The sequence below is a fragment of the Nonomuraea sp. WAC 01424 genome (assembly GCF_003947315.1).
In the GTDB taxonomy this organism is placed as follows: domain Bacteria; phylum Actinomycetota; class Actinomycetes; order Streptosporangiales; family Streptosporangiaceae; genus Nonomuraea; species Nonomuraea spiralis.
In genome coordinates this window covers 48,469-66,821 of record NZ_QHHZ01000030.1, presented here as the reverse complement: position 1 = coordinate 66,821, position 18,353 = coordinate 48,469, and the positions used below count along the sequence as shown (strand labels likewise).

At 72.1% G+C, this 18,353-nt stretch carries 18 protein-coding genes; 10 read left to right on the top strand and 8 right to left on the bottom strand.

Features of this window, described 5'->3' with window-relative positions:
- Nucleotides 1-40 precede the first annotated feature (40 nt).
- The 3 genes from DMB42_RS50485 to DMB42_RS50475 all read right to left on the bottom strand — a co-directional run bounded on the left by DMB42_RS50485 (nucleotide 41) and on the right by DMB42_RS50475 (nucleotide 3,714).
- Nucleotides 41-1,549 (bottom strand): serine/threonine-protein kinase, encoded by a 1,509-nt coding sequence (locus DMB42_RS50485; protein WP_185845298.1) that lies wholly within the window; start codon nucleotides 1,547-1,549, stop codon nucleotides 41-43.
- Between the two features lie 202 nt (nucleotides 1,550-1,751).
- The gene (locus tag DMB42_RS50480) at nucleotides 1,752-2,588 is read right to left on the bottom strand and encodes a siderophore-interacting protein (protein WP_125648751.1); all 837 of its coding nucleotides are present in this window, start codon (nucleotides 2,586-2,588) and stop codon (nucleotides 1,752-1,754) included.
- A 148-nt stretch (nucleotides 2,589-2,736) separates the two neighbouring features.
- Nucleotides 2,737-3,714, bottom strand: coding sequence for an alpha/beta hydrolase (locus tag DMB42_RS50475; RefSeq protein ID WP_185845297.1), 978 nt, complete (start codon nucleotides 3,712-3,714; stop codon nucleotides 2,737-2,739).
- 104 nt (nucleotides 3,715-3,818) lie between these two features.
- Between DMB42_RS50475 and DMB42_RS50470 the strand changes: the two genes are divergently transcribed.
- The 4 genes from DMB42_RS50470 to DMB42_RS50455 all read left to right on the top strand — a co-directional run bounded on the left by DMB42_RS50470 (nucleotide 3,819) and on the right by DMB42_RS50455 (nucleotide 6,623).
- A complete protein-coding gene (locus tag DMB42_RS50470; RefSeq protein ID WP_125648748.1) occupies nucleotides 3,819-4,214 on the top strand; it encodes a DUF3052 domain-containing protein in 396 nt (131 codons plus the stop codon).
- 186 nt (nucleotides 4,215-4,400) lie between these two features.
- Nucleotides 4,401-5,096 (top strand): ABC-2 family transporter protein, encoded by a 696-nt coding sequence (locus DMB42_RS50465; RefSeq protein WP_260478410.1) that lies wholly within the window; start codon nucleotides 4,401-4,403, stop codon nucleotides 5,094-5,096.
- Nucleotides 5,089-5,877, top strand: a complete 789-nt coding sequence (locus DMB42_RS50460; RefSeq protein WP_125648742.1) for an ABC transporter permease — start codon at nucleotides 5,089-5,091, stop codon at nucleotides 5,875-5,877. Before DMB42_RS50465 ends, DMB42_RS50460 begins: the two co-directional genes overlap by 8 nt.
- Before the next feature lie 2 nt (nucleotides 5,878-5,879).
- Nucleotides 5,880-6,623, top strand: coding sequence for an ATP-binding cassette domain-containing protein (locus tag DMB42_RS50455; RefSeq protein ID WP_125648739.1), 744 nt, complete (start codon nucleotides 5,880-5,882; stop codon nucleotides 6,621-6,623).
- Here the strand turns inward: DMB42_RS50455 and DMB42_RS50450 are convergent.
- The gene (locus DMB42_RS50450; protein ID WP_125648737.1) at nucleotides 6,617-7,093 is read right to left on the bottom strand and encodes a hypothetical protein; all 477 of its coding nucleotides are present in this window, start codon (nucleotides 7,091-7,093) and stop codon (nucleotides 6,617-6,619) included. The two genes, DMB42_RS50455 and DMB42_RS50450, sit on opposite strands and share 7 nt — an antisense overlap.
- Before the next feature lie 129 nt (nucleotides 7,094-7,222).
- Here DMB42_RS50450 and DMB42_RS50445 point away from each other — a divergent pair, with 129 nt between their 5' ends.
- Together DMB42_RS50445 and DMB42_RS50440 are read left to right on the top strand one after the other, a co-directional pair.
- Entirely contained in the window at nucleotides 7,223-7,759 is a 537-nt protein-coding gene (locus DMB42_RS50445) for an MFS transporter (protein WP_125648734.1), read from the top strand.
- 48 nt (nucleotides 7,760-7,807) lie between these two features.
- Nucleotides 7,808-8,530 carry a YcnI family protein gene (locus tag DMB42_RS50440; protein ID WP_125648731.1) on the top strand — a complete coding sequence of 241 codons (723 nt, stop codon included), beginning with the start codon at nucleotides 7,808-7,810 and terminating at the stop codon, nucleotides 8,528-8,530.
- A 58-nt stretch (nucleotides 8,531-8,588) separates the two neighbouring features.
- Here the strand turns inward: DMB42_RS50440 and DMB42_RS50435 are convergent, their stop codons facing one another.
- The 3 genes from DMB42_RS50435 to DMB42_RS50425 are packed head-to-tail and all read right to left on the bottom strand — an operon-like array spanning nucleotide 8,589 to nucleotide 11,780.
- A complete protein-coding gene (locus DMB42_RS50435) occupies nucleotides 8,589-9,632 on the bottom strand; it encodes an ABC transporter permease (RefSeq protein ID WP_125648728.1) in 1,044 nt (347 codons plus the stop codon).
- Nucleotides 9,619-10,593 (bottom strand): ABC transporter ATP-binding protein, encoded by a 975-nt coding sequence (locus DMB42_RS50430; RefSeq protein WP_125648725.1) that lies wholly within the window; start codon nucleotides 10,591-10,593, stop codon nucleotides 9,619-9,621. Before DMB42_RS50430 ends, DMB42_RS50435 begins: the two co-directional genes overlap by 14 nt.
- Nucleotides 10,590-11,780, bottom strand: a complete 1,191-nt coding sequence (locus DMB42_RS50425; RefSeq protein ID WP_125648722.1) for a DUF2092 domain-containing protein — start codon at nucleotides 11,778-11,780, stop codon at nucleotides 10,590-10,592. The genes DMB42_RS50430 and DMB42_RS50425 overlap by 4 nt, the downstream gene beginning before the upstream one ends.
- Nucleotides 11,781-11,907: 127 nt before the next feature.
- Here DMB42_RS50425 and DMB42_RS50420 point away from each other — a divergent pair, with 127 nt between their 5' ends.
- Together DMB42_RS50420 and DMB42_RS50415 are read left to right on the top strand one after the other, a co-directional pair.
- Nucleotides 11,908-12,582 (top strand): response regulator transcription factor, encoded by a 675-nt coding sequence (locus DMB42_RS50420; protein ID WP_125648719.1) that lies wholly within the window; start codon nucleotides 11,908-11,910, stop codon nucleotides 12,580-12,582.
- Entirely contained in the window at nucleotides 12,575-13,921 is a 1,347-nt protein-coding gene (locus tag DMB42_RS50415) for a cell wall metabolism sensor histidine kinase WalK (RefSeq protein ID WP_125648716.1), read from the top strand. Before DMB42_RS50420 ends, DMB42_RS50415 begins: the two co-directional genes overlap by 8 nt.
- A 99-nt stretch (nucleotides 13,922-14,020) precedes the next feature.
- On the opposite strand, the gene DMB42_RS50410 is transcribed toward DMB42_RS50415, so the two are convergent.
- A complete protein-coding gene (locus DMB42_RS50410) occupies nucleotides 14,021-14,890 on the bottom strand; it encodes a LysR family transcriptional regulator (protein WP_125648713.1) in 870 nt (289 codons plus the stop codon).
- A 661-nt stretch (nucleotides 14,891-15,551) separates the two neighbouring features.
- Here DMB42_RS50410 and DMB42_RS50405 point away from each other — a divergent pair.
- The gene (locus tag DMB42_RS50405) at nucleotides 15,552-16,610 is read left to right on the top strand and encodes a neutral zinc metallopeptidase (RefSeq protein WP_260478409.1); all 1,059 of its coding nucleotides are present in this window, start codon (nucleotides 15,552-15,554) and stop codon (nucleotides 16,608-16,610) included.
- A 134-nt stretch (nucleotides 16,611-16,744) separates the two neighbouring features.
- Entirely contained in the window at nucleotides 16,745-18,310 is a 1,566-nt protein-coding gene (locus tag DMB42_RS50400; protein ID WP_260478408.1) for an LCP family protein, read from the top strand.
- The last annotated feature ends 43 nt before the right edge of the window (nucleotides 18,311-18,353 follow it).

Genomic DNA, 18,353 nt, shown 5'->3' with positions numbered 1-18,353 from the left:
CGCGCGTCCCCCGCTCACCTCGATCATGAGGCATGCCCGGTCACGACGTTCCGGTGACCGTGGGCATGGAAGGGGACGGGACGGTGGGCTCGGGCGACTCGCCGGGGCCGTCCTGGGGGATCGTACTGATCGATCCCGTGGGCCGGGGGCAGTCGCGGCCGCCCTGCCGGTCGCCGCCGCGGCGCCGACCGGCAGGGCGCGCGCACGGGCCGGGCTCCTCGCCACCCGGGTTGCCGGGCCCGGAGGTGCTGGAGGGGCGGGGGTCGTCACGCCGCCGGTCGGGGCCCGGGTCGAGGAAGGTGAAGCGGCCGGCCGGCGTACGGGCGCGCGTGACGGACGCCGTCGCCGTGGGCGCGCTCGCCGGGTGCGCCACGTGCGCGGGCGGCCGGTCGCCGGCCGGGGTCACCGTGGGACGCGCGGTGGAATGGCCGCTGACGTGCGGACGTACGATCGCGGGCTCTGCGGGCGGCAGCGAACCGCCACCCTGGCTGAGGGCGTCCCCGCCCAAGGCCGCGATCACGGTGACGGCCGCGATGGAGACCGTGGCCAGGGCGGCGAAACCGGCGTGCGCCAGGTGCGCACCGGCCTTGGCCCTGCTCCCGCGCCTGCTCCCGTGCCTGGGCCCGGACGGCTCCCCGGCCGGGGTGGCGGGTCGGCCGCCGCCCGCCGGGTACGGCACCTCCGTCCAGCTCCCGTCCAGCACGTCGGCGACCGCCTGGCGCAGGTCCCACGGATCGCCCACGCCGCCCGCGGCCAGCAGCGCCCGCAGCAGGTCGGCCGCCCGGGGACGGGAGGCGGGGTCCTTGGCCAGCGCGGCCTCCACGGCCGGGCGCAGCAGGGCGGGCACGCCGTCGAGGCGCGGCGGGTCGAACAGGATGCGCCGGGTCAGCACGTCGGCCTCGCCGCCGCCGAACGGGTGGTGCCCGCTCGCGGCGAAGGCCACCAGGCAGCCCCAGGCGAACACGTCCGAGGCCGGCAGGTCCGGGCCGCCGGTCAGCCGTTCTGGCGCGACCCAGCCGGGGCTGCCCATGACCTGCCCGGCCTGGGTGTGGGCGGCCAGGGTGTCCACGGCGCGGGCGATGCCGAAGTCGATGACGCGGGGCCCCTTGGCCGACAGCAACACGTTGCCGGGCTTGAGGTCGCGGTGCACCAGACCGGCCTCGTGCACCGCGACGAGCGCGGCGGCCACCCCGAGTGCGACGCCGTAGGCGAGGTCGGGCGTGAGCGGCCCGCCGGCCATGACCACCTGCGAGAGCGCGGGGCCCGGGAGGTACTCGGTGACCAGGTACGGGCGATCCTCGTCGGTGCCGTCCTCGACCACGGCAGCCGTGCAGAAGGGCACCAATCTGCGGGAGAAAGCCACTTCCTCGGCGAAACGCGCCCGCAACGTGGCATCGTTGAGATGCACCGCCTGCGGCGTCTTGAGCGCGACCAGGCCCCCTCGTGGGTGTTCGGCCAGGTACACCACTCCCATCCCGCCCGACCCGAGGCGGCCGAGGAGGAGGTGCCGGCCGATGACGACCGGGTCGCCCACCGTCAGCGGTCGCACGCCAGGCGGCATGCCGCTCGCACCACGCGCCATCCGGGCCTCGCCTCTCCTGTCCGGGACACGGCAAAGCACACTGTGGCGGCATCCGGGGGCCCTTTCCGCACGTCTTGCGTAAGGGGTATCGAAGGTGAGGAGTTCGTGCCCGGAGGGTTAGTAAGAGCTGTGATGGAACGTTCTGAAGCGGCTTTTTGTGGTTGGAGGGTCAGGAGGCCAGCGCGCGGGCCTCGGCGACGTCGACCTCGCGGTTCCAGTCGTTCTTGACCGCCCGCCAGGCCTCGTCGTCCGCGCCGATCCGCCAGTAGCCGGAGATGGACAGCCGGTCCATCGGGATGCCCCGCTCCAGCCGCAGGTGGCGGCGCAGTTCCTTGACGAAGCCGGCCTCGCCGTGCACGAACGCCTGCACGTCCCCCTCCGGGAACTCCAGCGCGCGCACCGCCTCGACCAGCGCCTGGCCGACGGGACGGGCGCCCCGGTACACCCACGTGATCCGCGCGTCGGCCGCGGTGCCGAGCTTCTGCTCGTCCTCGGGGCCGTCCACCTCCATCAGGACGTGGGCCAGGGCGTTGTCGGGCAGTGCCTCCAGGGAGGCGGCGATCGCCGGCAGGGCGCTCTCGTCGCCCACCATCAGGTGCCAGCCCGCCTCAGGGTCGGGCGCGTAGCCGCCGCCGGGGCCCAGCATGAGCACGACGTCGCCCGGCCTGGCCGCCGCGGCCCAGGGCCCGGCCAGGCCCTTGTCGCCGTGGTGGACGAAGTCGAGGGTCAGCTCAAGGGCGTCGGGGTCCCAGGCGCGTACGGTGTAGGTGCGCAGGCGCGGCCAGAACTCGCGCGGCATGGTCTCGCGTACGTGCTTGACGCTGAACGGCTCGGGGTAGTCCACGCCCTCGTGCGGGAAGACGAGCTTCACGTAATGGTCGGTGAGGCCGCGACAGGCGAAGTCGCGCAGGCCGTCGCCGCCGACCACGATGCGGATCATGTGCGGGGAGAGCCGCTCGGTCCGCAGGACGACGCCTCGATGATGATCCCTGGGCTTGTCAGCCATCACTTCAGCCCCCATATGTTAGTTAGGTATACCTAACCTTACAGCGGGATTGACGGGCGGGGCCACCGCAACGCCTGGACGTTCCCCTGAGCGCGCAACCCCAAGCCGCGATATATCAGCACAAACTACCCCGACATACCCGCCCCAGTCAGGCCGCCGCCGTATCCCCGCGAGCCGCTGCACGGGCCTCCACCGCCTCAAGGAACGCCGCCATGTGCCGGAAGGCCAGCCGCGCCTCCGGCAGGACGTCGGCCAGGATCGGGAAGGCGTGCGGCATCCGCCGCCACTCCTCGTACCGGACCGGCACCCCCGCGAGGCGCGCCCGCTCGGCCACCTGACGGGCCTCGTCCCGCAGCACCTCCGTGGAGCCGGTGACGATCATCAGCGGCGGCAGGCCGGTGAAGTCGCCGAGCACGGGCGAGACGAGCGGGTCCCGCGGGTCGAGCCCGCAGGTCCAGTGGCGGGCCAGCCAGCGCACCCGGCTCGCCGGCAACATCGGGTCCTGCCAGCGGTTGGCCCGGCGCGGGATGTCGGTCAGGTCCGCCCACGGCCACAGGCAGATCGCCGCGGCCGGCGGCCGCAGGCCGCGGTCGCGCAGCGCCAGCAGCGTGGCCAGCGTCAGATGGCCGCCCGCCGAGTCCCCGGCGATGATGATGTCCTCGGGCGCGTGCCCGCGCCGCATCAGGCATTCGTACGCGTCCAGCGCGTCGGCCAGGGAGTCGGCCAGCGGGTTCACCGGCCCCTGCCGGTAGTCCAGCGCGAGGACCGGCCGGCGGGCCACGACCGACAGCCGCCAGGTGATGGGCCGGTGGGTACGCGGCGAGCACGAGAAGTAGCCGCCGCCATGGAAGTACAGCAGCGCCTTGTGCTCGTCCAGCCCTTCACCGGCACGGATCCACTCGCCGCCGCAGCCCGTCAGACCGGCCGGTACGACGACGGCGTGGTCGGGGAGGCGCAGCGGCATCAGGCGGGCCAGCTCGCCCAGGCGGGCGGCGCCGACCAGGGCCAGCGGGTGGCGCATCAACACTGTGGAGGCCGGTTTCAACGTGCCGCGCATGACCGAGGTCAGGGCCCTGGCCTGCCAGCTCAAGGGGTAGTCGGGCGACACGTCCATGTCGATGTGCATCACGGTCCTCCACCCCCATTCTTCCCGTAACGACCTCGTTCTACCGGCCAGTAAGGATCTCATCCCTTACGCGGATATTTCGGCTATGTGGGACGGTAGGGAATATGGCGGGATATTCGGGGACGCCGCTCCCCCGCAAACTCGGCGTCAAGCCGGGACACCAGGTTCTGGCCCTCGGCGCCCCCGCCACCCTCGACCTCGGCGAACCCGGCGCGGACGTGCACCGCGAGCCGGGCGGCGGCCCGTACGACGTGATCCTGCTCTTCTGCCCCGACACGGCCACCCTCCACAGTACGTTCCCCCAGGCCAAGGCCACACTCGTCCGGAACGGCGGCCTGTGGGTCTGCTGGCCCAAACGCGCCGCCAGGATCCCCACCGACCTGTCGGACGGCGTCGTACGCGCCTACGGCCTGGGCGCCGGACTGGTCGACAACAAGGTCGCCGCGATCGACGCCACCTGGTCGGGCCTGCGCTTCGTTTATCGCGTTGCGGACCGCTGACCCCGCAGCGGATAATTCCAGACTCCGTCGGCAGACCCGCGCACGGGTCCGGACACGGCCGGTCACCGTGTCCTCACTGAACGGAGGTGCCCCACCATTCCCCTCTACGCCCGGCTCGTCCGGTACGGCTTCCGCAAACACGCCGTCTACGTCTGGGCCGCGCTCGCCGGCGCGTTCACCAACAGCGTGTTCGGCATCCTGCGCGCCTACGTCCTCATCGCCCTGTGGCAGGCCCGCCCCGGCCTGGCCGGCTACGACGTCACCGACGCCGTCACCTTCTGCTTCGTCACCCAGGCCTTCATCGGCCCGATGATGTTGTTCGGCGGCGGCCTGGCCATCCCCGAACGCATCCGCAGCGGCGACATCGCGCTCGACCTCGTCCGCCCCGCCTCGCTCCAGCTCTGGTCGCTCGCCGAGGACCTGGGCCGGGCCGCGTACCTGTTCCTGGTGCGCGGCATCCCGCCGCTGCTGCTCGGCGCGGCCCTGTTCGGCGTCACCACGCCCGCCTCCCCCGCGCAGTGGGCGGCGGTCCTGGCCGGCTTCCTCATCGGCGTGCTGATCAGCTTCGGCTGGCGCTACCTCGTCGCCCTGTCGGTCTGCTGGCTCGCCGACGACCGCGGTGTGGCCGTCGTGTCCCTGGTCCTGACGACCTTCCTCAGCGGGATGATGCTCCCCCTCCACCTGTTCCCCGGCCAGTTGGGCGAGGTGGTCAGGGCCCTGCCCTGGGCCGCCATGGTCCAGGCGCCCACCGACCTCTACCTCGGCAAGGCCCCCATCGGGCAGACGCTCGCCCTCCAGGCGTTCTGGGCGGCGACGTTGTTCGCGCTCGGCCTGCTCGCCACCCGCGCCGTCCGCCACAAGGTGGTGATCCAGGGTGGTTAGGACGTACTTCCTGCTGGCCTGGACCTGGACCCGCGCCGCCGCCGCCTACCGCGCCTCCTTCGCCCTGATGGTCGTGTTCGGCGTGGTCACCGGCGCGATGGACCTCGCGGCCATCCTCGTCGTCTTCGCCAACACCACCACCCTGGCCGGCTTCACCCGCGAGGAGGTCCTGTTCCTGTACGGCGCGGCCAGCGTCTCCTTCTCCGTCTGCGACACCTTCGTCGGCAACCTCGACCGCGTCAGCCAGCACATCAAGGCCGGTACGCTCGACACCTTCCTCGTCCGCCCGGCGGCCGCCTGGATCCAGATCGCCACCGACCGCTTCGTCCCCACCAGGCTCGGCCGCATCGCGCAGGCCGTCGCCGTCCTCGCCTACGCCGTGGCCGTGCTCGGCGTCGACTGGCGGCGGGCCTGGATGATCCCGGTCATGGTCGCCACCGGCATCGTCATCTTCACGGCCCTGTGGACACTCGCCGGCGCCGTGCAGTTCGCACTGACCGACGCGCCGGAGGTGGTCAACGCCTTCACCTACGGCACCCACCAGCTCAGCCAGTACCCCCTCAGCATCTACGCCCGCGACCTGGTCCGCGGCGTCACGTACGCGCTGCCCCTGGCCTTCGTCAACTGGCAGCCCGGCCTGTACGTCCTGGGCCGGGACGACCCGTTCGGCACGCCCGGCTTCATGCGCTTCCTCGGACCGGCCGCCGCGCTGGTCCTCGCCCTGGCGGCCGGGCTGGCCTGGCGTCAGGGAATCAGGCACTACCGATCCACGGGGAGTTAGGGATGATCGAGCTGCTGCGGGCGGGACGCTCGTTCAAGGTCAGGCGAACCGTCGTGCACGCCGTGCGCGACCTGTCGTTCAGCGTGCCGGAGGGCGAGTTCGTCGGCTACCTCGGGCCCAACGGCGCGGGCAAGTCCACCACGATCAAGATGTTGTGCGGCATCCTCACCCCCACCTCCGGCTCGGTACGGGTGGCCGGGCTCGACCCCTCGCGCCGGCGCACCACGCTGGCCCGGCGGATCGGCGTGGTGTTCGGGCAGCGGACGACCCTGTGGTGGGACCTGCCGCTCAAGGACAGCTTCGAACTGATCCGGCACCTTTACAAAGTAGATCGTGGAACCTTCCGGGTCCGGCTGGCCGAGCTGACCGAGACCCTCGACCTGGGCGCCTTCCTGGGCACGCCGGTGCGCCAGCTCAGCCTGGGCCAGCGCATGCGCGGCGACCTGGTGGCGGCGCTGCTGCACGCGCCCGACGTGCTGGTGCTCGACGAGCCGACGATCGGCCTCGACGTGGTCAGCAAGGCCAGCATCCGCGGCTTCCTCCAGCGGCAGAACGCCGAACGCGGCACGACCGTGCTGCTGACCACGCACGATCTCGGCGACATCGAGCGCCTGTGCCGCCGGATCATGCTGATCGACCACGGCCGGCTCACCTTCGACGGGACGCTGACCGAGCTCATGGCCACGGCGCCGGACCAGGCCACCATCGAGGACGTCGTGACCCGGCTCTACACCGGCAGTCAGTAGTAGCTGCCCTCCGGCGTGCTCTCGTAGTCGTCGTCATCGTCGTCGTGCGGGCGCGACCAGCGCGAGGGCATCAGCACGGGGATGAACAGGACCACGCCGGGCAGCGCCAGCACACCCGTCGTGAGCAGGAACTTGTCGCCCGCGCCGGCATCCCTGACGATCTGGTTCACCGACGCCTCGGCCGGGATCAGGGACAGCGCCCTGGCCGTGTCGAGCGCGTAGACGACCGTCCAGGCCAGCAACACCATCGAGGGCACGAACGTGGCCAGCGGCGAGATCCGGCCCGCCACCACGAGGCCGACGACCAGGCCGACGGCGGCCATGGAACCGAGGGCGATCCACAACTTCTGAGGGTCGGGCGGCGGGGTCGTCGCCGCGGCGGTGAGGGCCTGCTGCACAGCCCATCCGCCACCCCCTAGGACGGCCGCCGTGACCACGACGCCGATGAGCAATCCCGCTAAGTGCCGCAACGTTTCTCACCTCAAATGTCAACGTGCTCGGCACGACCCTAGCGACAAATGCCATTTTTGGACCAGGCATTGGCTCGCTTGGAACTAGGGGTCTCGTGCGACGGTGCCCCGTGAGACCATGTGGCACACATGCGTGCGCGACTTCCCCTCCGGCTCGCGCGGACGGCCGCCTTCTCCGCCGTCTGCGTGACCCTCGCTGCGCTCGCCCACGTGGTGGGCGGCGGCGGGCGGCCGGAGCCGCTGGCGGCGGCGCTGGGCCTCGTGGCGGTCTCCGGTCTGGGGCTGGCGCTGTCCGGCAGGGAACGTTCGGCCGCGACGATCAACATCGTGCTCGGGGCGGCGCAGTTCGGCCTGCACGAGTTGTTCGCGGGCGGCAGCGCCTCCTCCTACGTCTTCGAGCACGGCCACGGCCAGGGCCTGGCCGTCAACGCGGGCATGCTGCTCGCCCACCTCGTGGCGACCCTGATGACCGGCTGGTGGCTGTCGCGCGGCGAGGTCGCGCTGTGGTCGCTGCTGCGCCGGCTGGGCCTGCGGCTCATGCCGCCGCTGCTCGGGGTCGTTCCCGCCGTACGGCCGGGCGTGCCGGTCGTGCACACCAGGGTGGTCCCCCTCGCGCCGGGGTTCCGGCACCGGGTGGCCAGGCGTGGTCCTCCACTTCCCGCCTGACCTGCTGACACCCGTAAGACCCCCGTCATCCTGAAGTGGAGATCCGTCATGTCCTTCATCCGCCGTGCGGCGACCGTGCTCGCCGCCGCCACCGCTCTCACCGCCGGCCTGGCCCTGCCCGCGCTGGCCCACGTCAGCATCACCCCCGGCACCGCCGAGCAGGGCGGGTTCACCAAGGTCGCGTTCCGGGTGCCCAACGAGCGCGACAACGCCTCGACCACCAAGGTCCAGGTCAGCTTCCCCACCGACCATCCGCTGGCGTTCGTGTCGGTGAAGCCCGTGCCCGGCTGGGACGTCAAGGTCACCGAGGGCAAGCTGCCCAAGCCGGTCAAGACCGAGTACGGCGACCTGGAGGAGGCCGTCACCACGGTCGTGTGGTCGGGCGGCAAGATCAACCCGGGCGAGTTCCAGGAGTTCGAGGTGTCCATGGGCCAGTTGCCCAAGGACGTGGACTCGCTGACGTTCCCGACGAAGCAGACGTACTCGGGCGGTGAGGTGGTCGAGTGGGCCGACGCGCCCAAGTCGGATGGCACCGAGGCCGAGCACCCCGTACCCACGTTGAAGCTCGTCCCCGCCTCCGGCACCGACGAGCACGGCGCGGCCGGTGCGTCGGCCGCGCCGGTCGCCGCCACGGGCCCGTCGGTCGCGCCGGTCGCGGCGGCCGAGTCCGTCTCCGACGGCACGGCCCGCCTGCTGGGCGGCGCCGGACTGGTCGTCGGGATCATCGGCGTCGTGGTCGGGGCCCTGGGCCTGCGCCGCCGTACGGCCTGACCCCGGCGACGCGGCATCCCCGGCCGGGCCACTCGCCCGGCCGGGGGTGCGCCTCCCGTCAGGACGTGATGTCCTTGCCGGAGAAGCGCGCCCACGCGATCGAGCAGAACAACACGATGTAGGCGCCGAAGGCCAGCAGCCCGTCCCACAGTGCCGACAGGTCGATCGGGCTGCGCAGCACCGCGTCGAAGTTCGTGAACCTGGTCGGCAGCAGGTACGGCGTCACCGCGCTCAGCTCGGGGAAGGCCCGCAACACCTGGCTGACGATCACCAGCACGAGCGTGGCGGCCACGGCCCCGATGGACACCTCCGTGAACGTCGACAACGCCAGCGCGACGCGGTCCAGCGCCGCCATGCCCGCCCCGACGTAGCCAACGGCGATGAGGATGCGCAGCAGGCCCTCGCCCATCGAGATCGTCGTGCCCGACAGCAGCGTCACCGGGCCGGCCGGGAACAGGATCAGCCCGGTCACCAGCGCCGACAGCGCCACCACGGCCGTGACGGCGTAGGCGTAGACGACCGCGTTGAGGTATTTGACGGCCAGCAGGCGGGTGCGTCCCGCGGGGGCGGCCAGCAGGTAGCGCAGCGTGCCGCCGCCCGCCTCCCCGGCCACCGAGTCGCCCGCGACGACGCTGACGGCGACCGGCATCAGCAGCAGCACGAGCACCGAGAACGAGACGAACGTCAGCATGAGGCTGTTGCCCGCCATCCGCTGCACGAACCCGCTCATCCCGTCGTCATCGCCGCCCCCGAACGCGCGCAGGGCGATGCCGATGACGGCCGGCACGCAGGCGAGGACGGCCAGCATGATCAGGTTGCGCGGGCGGCGGAACGTCAGGCCCAGCTCAGAGCCCAGCAACCGCCAGAACGCCCACCTCGCCCGCCCGGCCCCACGCGCGTCCCCGCTCGCGTGCCCGGTCCCGGCCGCGTCCGGCTGCGGCCCGCCACGGTCCGGGTCCGGCGGGCGGCGTTCGGCGGTGCGCAGCGTCTCGGTCACGGGCACCAGCCCGGGCGTACGCCCCCCGCTGTCGCTTGTGCCGGTGTCGCGTTTTCCGGTGTCGCGTGTTCCGGTGTGCGGCGTCGAGGTTTCAGCCGTCGACATCGAAGCCCTCCCCCGTCAGTCCGACGAACACGTCCTCCAGGCTGGGCCGCAGCACGGCCAGCCCGCGTACGGCGACCCCCGCGCCGACCAGCGCGGCGTTGATCCGCTCCGGCGCGTGGCCACCGAGCTCGGCGGTCACGTCGGCGCCGCCGGGCCGCACGTCGGCCAGGCCCAGCGTGCCGAGCACCCGGGCGGCGTCGGCCACGTCGGGCGTCTCGACCCTGACCCGCGTGGCCAGGCCGCCGTTCAGCGAGGCGATCGTGCCCTCGGCGACCAGCCGGCCGGTACGCATGATCGCGGCATGTGTGCACATCTGCTCGACCTCGGCCAGCAGGTGCGAGGAGACGAAGACGGTGGTGCCGCCGGCGGCGATGTCCTTGACCAGCGCGCGTACCTCGCGGGTGCCCTGCGGGTCGAGCCCGTTGGTCGGCTCGTCCAGGATGAGCAGTTCGCGCGGGCCGAGCAGGGCGCCGGCGATGGCCAGACGCTGGCGCATGCCGAGCGAGTAGTTGCGGTAGCGCTTGCCGGCCGCGGCCGACAGGCCCACCCGGTCGAGCGCGTCGGCGATCCGCGTACGGGCGGTGGCGCGTACGGAGGTGGGGTCGGCGGCGTCGAAGCGCATCAGGTTCGCCTCCCCCGACAGGTACGGGTAGAACGCCGGTCCCTCCACCACCGCCCCCACCCGCGGCAGCGCCCGCGGCAACGGCAGCCCGAGCAGGGAGTACTCGCCCTCGGTCGGCGCGATCAGGCCCAGCATCATGCGGATGGTCGTGGTCTTGCCCGAGCCGTTGGGCCCGAGGAAGCCGTAGACCGAGCCGCGCGGCACGGTCAGGTCGAGCGCGTCCACGGCCACCTGGCCGCCGCGGAAGCGCTTGGTCAGGCCGCGCGTGACGATGGCGTGCTCCCCGGAGGGCGGGGCCGCCCCGAAGGGCGCCCCCGCTTCCTGCGCGACTGCGGTCACTTGACGCCCGCCGCCTGGGTGATCTCCTCCGGGGTGACCGCGCCGACCAGCAGACGGCCGTCGTCGGTCAGCAGGACGGTGACGAGCTTGGTCCTGATCAGCCGGCCCGAGCCCCACGTGCCGCTCACCGGGGTGGCCGCCTTGAGCACGGTGTCGGCCAGCGCGCCCACGCCGGCCTGCGAGCCGCCGCCGGTGGACGGCGAGCCGCCGCCGGTGGACGGCGAGCCGCCGCCGGTGGACGGCGAGCCGCCGCCGGCCTTGAGGTCCTCCGGCTTGAACGGCACGACCGCCACGGTCGTCCAGCCGTCGCCGACGACCCTGGCCCGCGCCGCGACCTTCTCGGCCTGCTCGGCGTGCTTCTCGGCCTGCTCGGCGCCGCCCAGCTCGCTGAGGTCCTTCTCCTCCACCTTGGCGCCCGCGGGCGGGGTGAAGTCGAAGTTCTCAGGCGCCGGGGGCGTGAACGTCACCTGGGTGAAACCGACCTGGAACGCCGGCTCGGCCGAGCCCTTGGCGTAGACCTGGACCTGGAGCGGGACGTACGTCTCGCCGTCGAGGGCCAGGCGCACCTCCTGCACCAGCGAGCCCTCGTCCTTGGGCGCCAGGACGAGCTGGTAGACCGGGCGTCCGGCCACCTCGGCGGTGTTGATCACACGGACCGCGGTGTCCTTGCCGGCCGTGGCCAGCAGCCGCTGGGCCGCCTGCGCCGGCGTGAGCTGGACCGGCGGCGGGGTGGGCCGCTGGTGCTCCAGGCTCGTGCCGGGCTTGACCGTCAGCTTCGTCGCGGTGTTGGTGGCACTCTGCCAGTACCAGCCGTGGTCGCCGTTGACGATCAGGTTGGTCTCGCTCAACTGGCTCGGCATGGCCACCCTGAACCTGTCGGCGCCGCCGTACCAGACCTTGATCTCGTGCGAGCCGGACAGCAGGCTGAGCGGCGACTCACCCCCGGTCTGGGGCAGTGCCGGCAGGCCGAGCGAAGCCGTCTGCTGCACCGTGCCGGACATGGGCGGCAGGCCGCCCTTGTCGCTCGTCGCCGCCACGGCGTCGGCCAGCAACTGCTGGGCCGAACGCTCGGGCAGGACGGGCTCGCCGCTCACCGCGGCGATGACCGGGCCGGCTCCGATCGCGCCGCCGATCATGGCCGCCGCCGCGATCGGCACTCCCCACCTCACGAACGTGCCTCTGCGCATCTCACTCCTTAACGGTATGTCGATGACCAGAGCCTGCGTCATGCATCCTGTGGCGGGCCTGAGACTGTCTGAGACGCCTCTCAGCCTTCTCAGCGGCGTCTCAGGTCAGGGACGGGAGAATCAGCACATGAGAGTACTGGTCGTCGAGGACGAGCGGCGGATGGCGGCGGCGCTCCAGCGCGGGCTGCAGGCCGAGGGCTTCGCCGTGGACCTCGCCCACGACGGCGAGGAGGGGCTGCACGCGGCCCGGCAGGGCGACTACGACGTCGTCGTGCTGGACATCATGTTGCCGAGGTTGTCGGGCTACAACGTGTGCAAGCAGTTGCGCGCGGAGGAGAACTGGGTGCCGATCCTCATGCTGTCGGCCAAGGACGGTGAGTACGACATGGCCGACGGCCTCGACCTCGGCGCCGACGACTACCTGACCAAGCCCTTCTCGTACGTGGTGCTGGTGGCCAGGCTCCGGGCCCTGCTGCGGCGCGACGCCGGGCGGCGGCCGTCGGTGCTGGCGGCCGGCGACCTGACCCTCGACCCGGCCCGGCGCAAGGTGCAGCGGGGCGAGCGGCCGGTGGAGCTGACGCCGAGGGAGTTCGCGCTGCTGGAGTTCCTGATGCGCCGCCGGGACGAGGTGGTGTCGAAGTCGGAGATCCTGGAACACGTGTGGGACACCTTCGACACCGACCCGAACGTGGTCGAGGTCTACGTCGGCTACCTGCGGCGCAAGGTCGACGCCCCGTTCGGCAGGAACGCGCTGCAGACCGTGCGCGGCGCGGGCTACCGGCTGGCGGGCGACGGTGGCTGACACCCCGCTGGCGTGGTGGCGGCGGCAGGGGCTGCGGTTCCGGCTGACGGCGGCGGCCGCGGCCGTGCTGGCGCTGGCCCTGGCGCTGTCGGCCTCGGTGTTGTTGTCGGTCCTCGACCGGGCGCTGATCGACACCGTCGACGAGTCCACGAGGCAGCAGGCCCAGAACGTACGCGTGGCGGCCGACGCCGGGACGCTGTCCAGCCCGATCACCACGCACGACGGCACGATCGTCCAGGTGCTCGACCGCAGCGGGCGGATCACGCACGTCACGTACGGCACCGACAGGCTCGTACCGCTGCTGGACGCGGCGGCCAGGGCCAGGGTGCTGCGGGACGGGCGGGCGGCGTTCCTGGACGGGCGGCCGTACGCGATCCCGGGGCCGCTGCGTGTGGTCGTGCTCAGCGCCGACCACGGGCAGACGGTGCTGGCGGCCAGGCCGATCGGGGAGATCCAGACCAGTCTGGGCGTCGCCGGCCGGGTCCTGCTGGTCGGCACGCCCGCGCTGGTCGTGCTGCTGGCGGTGGCGAGCTGGCTCATGATCGGCAGGACGCTGCGGCCGATCTCCTCGCTGCGCCGGGTCGCGGCCGACATCACGCACACGGCCAGGTCCCGGCGGCTGCCGGTGCCGCAGTCGCGCGACGAGGTCCACGCCCTGGCCACCACGCTCAACGGCATGCTGGCCAGGCTGGAGGAGGCCGAGCAGCGCCAGCGCGCGCTGGTCTCCGACGCCGCCCACGAGCTGCGCAGCCCGCTGGCCAGCATCCGGCTCCAGCTGGAGGTGGCGCTCGGCCATCCGGAGGGCCAGGACTGGACGGAGACCGCCGAGGGCGTGCTGGAGGACGCCCTGCGGCTGTCCAGGCTGGCCGAGGACCTGCTCGCGCTGGCCCGCCTGGACGAGCGCGGCGGCGTGCCAGCCCGCGACGAGCCGGTCAACCTGGACGAGGTGGTACGCCAGGTCACCGAACGCTACGGCGAGGCCCGGCTGACCGCGTGCGACCCCGTGGTCGTGCGCGGGGACGCCCTCGACCTGAGCCGGGTGCTGACGAACCTGATGGACAACGCCGTCCGGCACACCTCCTCGAAGGTCGAGGTGGCGCTGACCGCCGACGGGGTGCTGACGGTGACCGACGACGGGCCCGGCATCCCCGAGCAGGATCGGGAGCGGGTGTTCAACCGGTTCACCCGGCTGGACTCCGGCCGCAGCAGGGACGAGGGCGGGGCCGGGCTGGGGCTGGCGATCGTACGGGAGACCGTGCGCGCCCACGGGGGGACGGTGGTGCTCGCGGACGCGGCGCCGGGCCTGCGCGCCGTGGTCCGCCTTCCGGTGTCCCGCTAGGCGGGCGCCTCCGGGGTGCTCGGCCCGCGCGACGCATTGGGGGCGCCGGGCGGGCTGCGGTGGGGACGGGGACGACGGGGGATCATGGAACGTTCCTGGTCAGGCGGCCGTGCCCTTCTCCGCGGTGGACAGGAAGTCCTGGGCGATGAGGGGCAGGCGGCGCCGGGCGTGCACGACGGCGATGACGCGCCGCACGGCGGGTTCGAGCGAGCGCACCACCAGGCCGGCCCTGGCGGCCTGGTCGGCCATGCCGCGGTACCACAGCAGTGAGGCCTGTCCGGCGCGGACGGCGCTGAGCCAGCCGTTGCGCTCGTCGGTCTCCAGGACGACGACCGGGGTGACGGCGTACTTGCCGAACATGGCGTCGAGCTCCCTGCGCCGCGCGCTGCCGCGGGCGGGCAGGGCCAGGCGCATGCCGTGCAGCTTGCCCATGGGGACGGGGTTGGGCAGGGTCAGCCCGGGCGGGGAGATCAGCACGATCTCCTGGCGTTCGAGCGGGTGGGTGATGAGGTCGGTGGGCACGGGCAGATCGGTGAGCCCGAGGTCGGCCCGCTGATCCCGGATGGCGCTGACGACGCCGTCACGGCCGTCGCAGCGGACGATGTGCACGCGTACACCTGGGTGCTCGGCCGCGTAGGCAGGGAGCAGCCGCCCCGCGAGTCCGGGTTCGAGACTCGGGGTGGAGGCGATGCGCAGCTCGGCCTCCGTGACGCCGGCGTGGTTGGCCAGGCCCTCGATCTCGTGCACGGCGTCGAGTGCCTCCCTCGCCAGCTTGACCACGCGGCGGCCCTGCGCGGTGACCACCACGCCGCGGCCCGAGCGGGCGAAGAGCGTCATGCCGAGCTCCCGCTCGAGATCGCGGATCGCGCGGGACAGCGCAGGCTGCGCGATGTAGAGCGACCTGGCCGCGTCGGTCATGGTGCGGTGCTCCGCAGTCGCGACCACATAGCGGAGCTGCTGGAGGTTCATGCCAAAGAAGCTAGGACACCGCCCCGCTCCGGGACCGGGAGATAGCGGAGATCACCTCGATTGATTTCAGAGCGTGACCGAGTACCGCTACATCCGTGACGGGTGATAAATCAGTATGCTTTTGCCCCAAATTTGGCAAAGATCCTTTGGGGTCTGCCGCAAAGCCGTGCATTGCAGACAAACGGGGTAACGGGGAGACACGGTGACAGCAAACGGGCAATATCCACCCCCACCACAAGGGCCAGGGCAGCCACAACGGCCTCCCTCGTTGCCCTGGCCGCCGCCGGGCCACCGGCAGCCGCAACCACAGGGTGGTCACCCCTACCCGCAGGCTCCGCCGCCGCCGCAGCGTCCACCCCAGGGGCCGCCTCAGGGGCCGCCGCCCGGCTCTCAGCCTTACCCGCCGCCCGGCTCTCAGCCTTACCCGCCGCCCGGCTCTCAGCCTTACCCGCCGCACGGCTCCCAGCCCTACGCGCCGCCGCCCGCGGCGCCCCCGCAGGGCTACCCGGCCCCGCAGCAGGGTTACCCGCCGCCCGGCCCCCAGTATCCGCAGCCCCCGTACGGGCAGCACTACCAGCCGCCGCCTCCCCCGCCGCAGCCGCCGCCGCAGCCGCCCATGCCGACGCGGCAGTGGCCGCAGCAGCCGAGGAAGAAGTCCGGCATGGGGGTCGCCGGCGTCCTCGGGACCGTGTTCGGCTCGCTGGCCGCGCTGTTCGTGCTGATCGTCATCGGGGCCGCGATGCTCAAGTCGGCCTCGCGGACGGACACGACCACGCCGATGGCGATCCCGTCGTACGAGTCGCGGACCGAGGACCCGTTCCCCACGCACGAGCCGACGCGGGACGTTCCCACGCGGGAGCCGTCCGATGAACCCACCACCGAGCAACCCACTGAGCAGCCCACCGAGCAGCCGACGCGGCAGCCCAGTGAGCGGCCCACGCAGCGGCCCACGCAGGAGACGGTCACGCCGCCCAAGCAGGTCACGCTCAACACCAGCCTGAAGAACAACACCCTCTACAGGGCGGGCACGCTCCCCCGGCTGAACTGCCGGGCCGGGAACGCCAACGTCTTCAGCCACAGCCAGCTCAAGGCGCTGATCCTGAAGACCGGCCGGTGCATGGACAAGGCGTGGGGGCCGATCCTGCAACGGCAGGGCATCGCGTTCAGCCCGCCGGGCTACGCCATCGCGGCCGGGCGCGGCCGGGGCGCGTGCGGCGACTACCCGTCGGCCGGGAGCATGGTGCCGTACTACTGCCCGCGCAACAACACGATCTACGGCTCCACCTCGGCCATGGCCAAGGGCAACGGGAACGCGCGCGGCTACGGCCAGATCATCTCCTGGCACGGCGGCATCATCAGCATGATGGCCCACGAGTACGGCCACCACGTCCAGAACATCAGCGGCGTGATGGACTCCTGGTGGCAGGGCACGCTGGCCTCCTCCAGCCAGAGCGGCAAGCTGGGGCTGAGCCGCAAGCTGGAGCTTCAGGCCACCTGCCTCGGCGGCATGTGGATGCGCTCGGTCGCCTCCACCTACCCGGTCTCGTCGTCGATGCGCTCGCGACTGTTCTGGTTCTACGCGCAGGTGGGCGACTATCCCGGCTATCCGCGCGACCACGGAACTCCGGCCAACAACAATCGCTGGTTCCGCCAGGGCTGGGAGAGAGACAAGACATACCAGTGCAATACGTGGATGGCGCCCTCCTCAACGACCTCCTGAGGGACACGTGGCGTTCATCTCATGTTGAAGAGTTGTCTCGGATGTCCAGGTATGGGGGCTAGAATCCTGGCAATCTTGTGCCCGACATGGGGCTAACGTCATTTTTTGCCTGGTAGGCATGTGAAGGAGCCGGTGTGAGCAAGCGCGATGGGGCGGACCCCGTGCCCGGAGGGGCCAAACGGCGTTCTCCACGTCCGCGCAAGGGCTCGTCCGCCGCGCCGCGCTTCGCCAGACCACTGACGACCGCCTCGATCCTCGGCTGGACGGCCCTGTCCGCCCTCGTGCCCGGCGCCGCGCATCTGCGGGCCGGGCGCCGCCGTACCGGGCTGATCATGATCGGCGTGTACGCGGTGCTGCTGCTCGCGGCCCTGGCCTTCGGCCTGACGCGGAGCGCGGAGAACGTGACGGCGCTCACCGAGGACGGCGCGCTGCTGACGGTCATCATCATCACGGCCTCGTGCGCGCTGGCCTGGTTCGCCGTGATCGTCACCTCGTACGTGACGCTGGGTCCCAACAGGCTGAACCAGCAGGGCCAGGTGGTCACCGGGATCGCCGTGGGCGTGTTGTGCGTGGCCGTCATGTCGCCGTTCGCGCTGGCGGCCAACAACGTCCTGGCCGGCCGGGAGGCGGTCAACGCGATCTTCCCGTCGCAGCCGGACCCGGAGAACCCCGTCCAGGTCAAGAACCCCGAAGACCCCTGGGACGGCAAGACCCGGGTGAACTTCCTGCTGGTCGGCGGCGACGCGGCGGGCAACCGCGTCGGCGTGCGCACCGACAGCATGACGGTGGCCAGCGTGGACACCAGGACCGGCAACACGGTCCTGTTCAGCCTCCCGCGCAACCTGCAGCACGTACGCTTCCCGCCGTCCTCGCCGCTGCACAAGCACTTCCCCAACGGCTACATGGCCGAGCTGCCCAACGGCGGCCTGCTCAACGAGGTCTGGCAGTACGCCAACGACAACCCGCAGCTCATGGGCGGCAAGAACCGCGGCCCGCGGGCCCTGATGGACGCCATCGGCTACACCCTGAACCTCAAGATCGACTACTACGCCCTGATCAACATGTACGGCTTCGCGGCCCTCGTCGACGCCATCGGCGGCCTGAAGATCCGGGTCGAGCAGGACGTCAAGTGGGGCGGCCACTTCGGCACCGCCGGCACGATCAAGGCGGGCTACCGCAAGCTGTCGGGCGAGCAGGCCCTGTGGTACGGCCGCTCCCGCGTCGACAGCGACGACTTCTCCCGCATGGGCCGCCAGCGCTGCGTCATCGGCGCCTTCGCCCAGCAGGCCACGCCCGGCGTGATCCTGACGAACTTCAACAAGATCGCGGGTGCGGCCAAGCGGCTGGCCCAGACGAACATCCCGCGTCCGCTGGTCAAGCCGCTGGCGGACCTGGCGCTCAAGGTCAAGGACGCCAAGATCACCAGCTTGCAGTTCGTGCCGCCGGAGTTCTACTCGGGCCGGCCCGACTGGGCCAAGATCCGGGTAGCCACGAGGAAGGCCATCGCCGACTCCGACCGTTCCTCGCGCCAGGCCCAGACCGCCAACGTGACCGCCTCCCCTGGCACCTCGAGCTCCCCGACGGCCTCGCCGTCCGCCACGCGCAGCCAGACGCAGGCTGCCGGTACGCCGACGGAGACCCCGACCCGCAACACCCAGAAGGGCGGCGCCAAGTCCCTGTCGGAGCTGTGCGGCCTCTGACGGTCCCGCTGAGTGGTCCCGACCGGCGGTCCGCCGGGCCGGG